Raw genomic sequence first — 5,263 nt, forward strand, 5'->3', positions numbered from 1 at the left:
GCCGCAAGATCGAACCGGATCCGGCGAGCCCCGAGATCATCGTCACGGTGCGCGGCGGCGGCTACTCGCTTGCCTGCGATGTGGAGCATGTCTCGTGAGAGGCCTGCTCCCCCGCACCCTGCGCGGCCAGATCATCGCGCTCATCGTCGTGGCGCTGGCGATCGCCCAAGCGCTGACGCTCTGGCTTTTCGTTGACCAGCGCGCGCTCGCCGTGCGCTCGGCGCTGGCCATCGAGGCGGCGGACCGGGCCGGCAGCACGGCGCGCCTGCTCGAAGATGCGCCGCCGGATCTGAGATCAGAAATCCTCCAGGCGGCAAGCTCCTCGCTGGTGCGCTTCGCCATCGGCCCGACGCCGCTGGTCACGGGCGAGACCGGCAATGCGCCGAACTGGATCGAGCGGCGCATCCGCGCCGTCCTTGCTACCGACGATCCGCGCGCCGTCCGCGTCGATCTGCACACCGACCAGCCGCGCCCGCCGCCGCGCGCCGGCCCCGGCGCGGGCCAGATGCATGGCATGGGCCAGATGCGCGCCCCGCCCGGCCAGCCGCCGGTGAGCACGACGGCGCTCGATCTTTCGATAGCGCTTGCTGACGGAAGCTGGCTCAATGTCACCTCCCGCTTTCGCGACCCGCCCTATCAGTGGGTGTGGTCGGAGGCGCTGCCCTTTGCGCTGACGGCGGGGCTTCTGGCGATTGTCCTGTGGTTCGCCCTTGCAAGGCTGACGGGGCCGCTCCGCTCGCTTGCCGGCGCCGCCGACCGGCTGGGCCGGGGTGAGGACGTCGAGCCGATCGCCGCCGCCGGGCCCGAGGAAATGCGCCGTCTGGCCCTCTCCTTCAACGATATGCAGGCGCGCCTCGACCGCTTTGTGCGCGAGCGCACGCAACTGCTCGGCGCGCTCGGCCACGATCTGCGCTCGCCGCTGACGGCGCTGCGGGTCCGCGCGGAAATGGTGGAGGAAGAGGAGACCCGCGAGCGCATGATCGCCACGATCGAGGAAATGCGGGAGATGGTGGAGGCCACGCTCGCCTTCTCGCGCGGCATGGCGACGAACGAGCCCGTCGAAACGGTCAGCCTTGCGGGTCTGATCGGCGGGCTTGCAAGGGAGTTCGACGAAACGGGACTGGCCGTAACGACGGGCGAGATCGACGATGCCGAACTCAGGATCCGGCCGCTTTCCATGCGCCGCGCGCTGCGCAACCTGATCGAGAACGCCGTGCGTTACGGCGGCCGCGCCGCGGTCTCGGCAAGGAAGCAGGGCGGTTCGGTCGTGATCCGGATTGATGACGAGGGTCCCGGCATTGAAGCCCGTGAACTGGAGCGGGTGTTCGAGCCCTTCGTGCGGCTCGAGACATCGCGCTCTCGCGAAACGGGCGGGGTCGGCCTCGGCCTCTCGATCGCCCGCGCCGCCGTCATCGCCCACGGCGGCGGCATCACCCTTGAGAACCGTCCGGAAGGCGGCTTGCGGGTGACCGTCACCCTGCCGGGCGAGCGGACAGCCTGATATGCGCGTGCGGACCGCGCATTTACCTTTTGCGCGACTGTCATCAAAAATACACGTTTTGGTTTAATTATCCCAAAAAAACACCGTTCATTTTCCAATGGTCGGCAAATTAAACTTGATCTGGTACCGCAACCATCTTATGAAAGTCTCATCTTACCAAAAACAACCGGGATGCACAGCCGAAGAGGGATTGCCTTTCTTGCCGCCGCAAAAGGAGCCTGCGTAAACAAACGGCCAATCGTAGATTATTTTTATTTCGGCGCCGTGGGCGCGCCGCAGATTACGGCGATTCTCACTGGTATTTCTGTCGCCGGCCCGAATATTCGCACGATCTTCGCGTATGGGTATTCGATAATTCGCAAATTTAAAGACCAGAATAATCGACTATCAAGAAAAAGATTGTTTCATGAGACTTTTTCATTGCACCTATTGTGGGCACAAGCTCCGCTTCAGGCAATCAGCGTGCTCGCAATGCTATCAGCCGACGCCATACTACAACCGTCTCCGCTTTTGGCTCATACTGACGCTGGCGGTGCTGGCCGCTGCGGCGGCCTTCGCGCTGTCGCTGATCGTCTAGCGCATCGTGCTTCGATTCAGCAGTTCAATAGGTTAGAGCGTCCGGCCATGACGCCGGGTCGTCCCGCTTGCCTCGGGTTTATTTTATACTCATAATACCCGGATGCAAACCAGGACAAGACAGGTCATCGCCGCGATCGAACGATGGACGGAGCGGAAGATCGCGAACGCCGAACCGGGCGAACGCCTTCCGACCATACGGTATCTGATGCGGGAATTCGGCACCGCCCAGCGCACGGTTGAGGCCGCCCTGAAACCGTTCCTCGAAGACGGGCGCCTCGTAGCCCGCCCCGGCGCCGGCATCGTCGTTGCCGGAAATCCGGTGGAAACCGCGCGCGCCGACTATGCCGCCGACCTGCTGATTCTCTACCGCAACTCCGACAGCCGGCTGGCGCGGGTGACCCTGCAGGAGGTCGCGGCACGGCTGAAGGCCTCCGGCTCCTCTGTGCTGCAGCTCGGCTTTTCGGGCGACGCCCAGGCAATCGATGTGCTGGAACGGATCGGCCGGTTCCGTACCTGCCTCATCCAGGTCAATTTCGAGATCCTGACTGTTGCCTTTCTGGCCGCGCTCCACAGGCAGGCCGACCACATCGTCATCGACGGCGTATCGGCAACCGGCATCGACGTCGATGCGATCGGCACCAACTGGCGCGAGGCGCTGTCGATCGCCTTCCGCGCAGTGCGCAATGACGGTCACGAGAAAATCGCGTTCCTGACGTCCGCCCATCACGCCCGCCAGATCGCCATGGCGCGGCGCGAGTTCGAACTGCTCGGCAGCGCGCTTCCCGATCCTTCCCAGCGCTGGCTGATCGAACTCAACGCCCTTCCCGGCAGCTACCAGATCGACGACATCGCCAAGGCGATCGGACGCCATGCAGACGACAGGGGGCGGCTCCCCTTTACAGCGCTCATCGTCTGGGGCGTGGTCGAGGGCTTCATTCTGGAGCGCGCGCTTTCCGAACTCGGCCTCGATGCAGGGCGAGACCTCAGCGTCATCATGCTCGGCAGCATCGATTTCCAGTCGGAACACCTCGGCCGTTTCGATGTCGTCGGCAACAGTCACGCCGAAAAACTCGCCGTGTTCGAGCGGATCATCACAGAGCGGATCGCCGACGGCCCGCGCGAACCGCAGACGCACTACCTGCCGATCTCGCATGTGCGCCATGGTTCCGTGATCGATCTGACGATCGATTGAGTATAGACGATATTGTAGCCATATATATACTCAAATAGCATCCGATGCCGATGACAATGATCAAGTCCAGAGGCGTTGCATGCTCCACGAGCCGGTCCAGCAAAAAACAACAGGCGTCGCCATCATCGGCGCGGGCGAACGCGGCATTTATTATGTCGGCTCACGCATGGCCGAGATCGCCGGCGAAACCGGCTTCCGCATCGTCGGCGTGTTCGACCGGCTGGAGGACCGCGCGGGTTACGCCGCCGACCACCTGAACGCGCTTTACGGCAAGGCGGGCATCCGTCACGCCGTGCGCGTGTTTGCGAGCCTTGAGGATGCCGTCTCCGATCCCGCCGTCGACCTCGTGGTGGTCACTACCCATACGAACGCCCATCGCGCCCCGGTCGAAGCCGCGATCGCCGCCGGCAAACGGGTTTATCTCGACAAGCCGATCTCGGTGACGCTTGAGGATGCCGAGGCCATTCTGGCGGCGGAGACCAAGGCAGGACAGCCGATGCTGATGGCCTTTACCCGACGTTACGAAAAGCCCTGGGTGGAGACGGTGAAGCTTGCCCATGAAGGCCGCGTCGGCGACCCGCAGATGATCCTGCTGCGCTCGGTCATACCCTATACGCGTTATCTGCAGCTCTGGCACCGCAAGCAGGCGCTGTCGGGCGGCGCGCTCAACGACAAGTGTTCGCATCATTTCGACGTGCTGAACTGGGTCGCCGCATCCCGGCCGGTTTCCGTCACCGCCATCGGCGGCCGCAGCAATGTCTTCCCGCCCGATCCGAACGCGCCGGAGCGCTGCTCGCTCTGCGACCGGGACTGTCCCTATCGCCGGCACGAAACCCTCGTCGACCGTTTCGAGGGCGCCGGCGCCGTCGCCAATGCGAGCTGGAGCGAGGCGTCGCTGATCGAGGACCGTAACGACACCTGCGTCTACCAGCCGGGCGCGGATATCGACGACCACGCCATCGTCACCATCCGTTACGCGAACGGCGTCACGGCCTGTCTGTTCTTCGCTATCTTCGGCCCCTGGGCGGAGGACCAGGAAACGCTGGAGATCGTCGGCTCCTCGGGCCGCATCCGCATGGAACGCCATTCCGGCGCAATCGACATCGTCGAGGATTTCGGCCGCAAGCACGGCACGCTCGGCTTCACCAACCCGGACCGGACCTCGACCCATTTCGGCGCCGATCTCGAACTCGTCAGGACGCTTCGCCGCTTCATGGATGGCGAAAACCCGCCGGTCGGCATCGAAGACGGGCTGGCCTCGCTGCGCCTCGTGCTCGCCGCGCAGAAATCCATGACGAACGGCGGCATGCCGGTTGATCCGGCAACACAGGAGTTTGCCCGATGACCAGACGCTTTCCCGAACGCCTGACGCCGCTCGCCAACCGGCTCGGCCTGCAGCCGCTTTATGGCGACATCCATAACCACTCGGCGCTGTCCTATGGCCATGGACGGCTGGAGGACGCGCTGGCGCGGGCCGCGCTGCAGCTCGATTTCGTCTCCGTCACCGGTCACGCCGCCTGGCCGGACATGCCTATCGACGTGCCGGAGGTGGCCCATATCGTCGACTTCCACGTCAAGGGTTTCGCCAAACTGAAGGCCAACTGGAAGGGCCATTTCGAGACGCTTTCGACTTACGAAAATCCCGGAAATTTCGCCGTTTTCCCCGGCTATGAAATCCATTCCTGCGCCCATGGCGACTACACCATCGTCTATGCCGATCTTGACGTGTCCGAGCCGCAACTGGCCGACACGCCGGAAGACCTGAAGTCCGCGCTGACGAACGCCAAGGGGGACCGCGCGCTCGCCTTCCCGCATCATATCGGCTACCGGCAGGGCGCGCGCGGCATCAACTGGGACACGTTTGATCCCGAACTGTCGCCCTTCGTCGAGATGTTTTCCATGCATGGCTGCGCCGAGGAGTCGGAATCGGAACGCTCCTATCTGCATTCCATGGGCCCGGTGAACGGCGCCTCGACCATGCGCGCCGGGCT

Annotated in this window: 4 protein-coding genes and 1 pseudogene; all 5 read left to right on the top strand. The window is 64.0% G+C overall.

Annotated elements, in window-relative coordinates; genetic code table 11:
- Nucleotides 1–94: 94 nt before the first annotated feature.
- Complete coding sequence (locus tag AC5DC2_RS18905; RefSeq protein ID WP_024708173.1) at nucleotides 95–1,501, top strand: sensor histidine kinase; 1,407 nt, start codon at nucleotides 95–97, stop codon at nucleotides 1,499–1,501.
- 406 nt (nucleotides 1,502–1,907) lie between these two features.
- On the top strand, nucleotides 1,908–2,078 hold the full coding sequence (locus AC5DC2_RS18910) for a hypothetical protein (RefSeq protein ID WP_156484736.1): 171 nt from the start codon (nucleotides 1,908–1,910) through the stop codon (nucleotides 2,076–2,078).
- A 102-nt stretch (nucleotides 2,079–2,180) separates the two neighbouring features.
- Nucleotides 2,181–3,272, top strand: coding sequence for a hypothetical protein (locus AC5DC2_RS18915; RefSeq protein WP_491699587.1), 1,092 nt, complete (start codon nucleotides 2,181–2,183; stop codon nucleotides 3,270–3,272).
- Between the two features lie 79 nt (nucleotides 3,273–3,351).
- Nucleotides 3,352–4,617, top strand: a complete 1,266-nt coding sequence (locus AC5DC2_RS18920) for a Gfo/Idh/MocA family protein (protein WP_491699588.1) — start codon at nucleotides 3,352–3,354, stop codon at nucleotides 4,615–4,617.
- Nucleotides 4,614–5,263 (top strand): annotated as a pseudogene (locus tag AC5DC2_RS18925) (hypothetical protein); the annotation flags it as partial. The gene AC5DC2_RS18920 and the pseudogene AC5DC2_RS18925, both read left to right, overlap by 4 nt.

The organism is Martelella sp. (assembly GCF_984369615.1).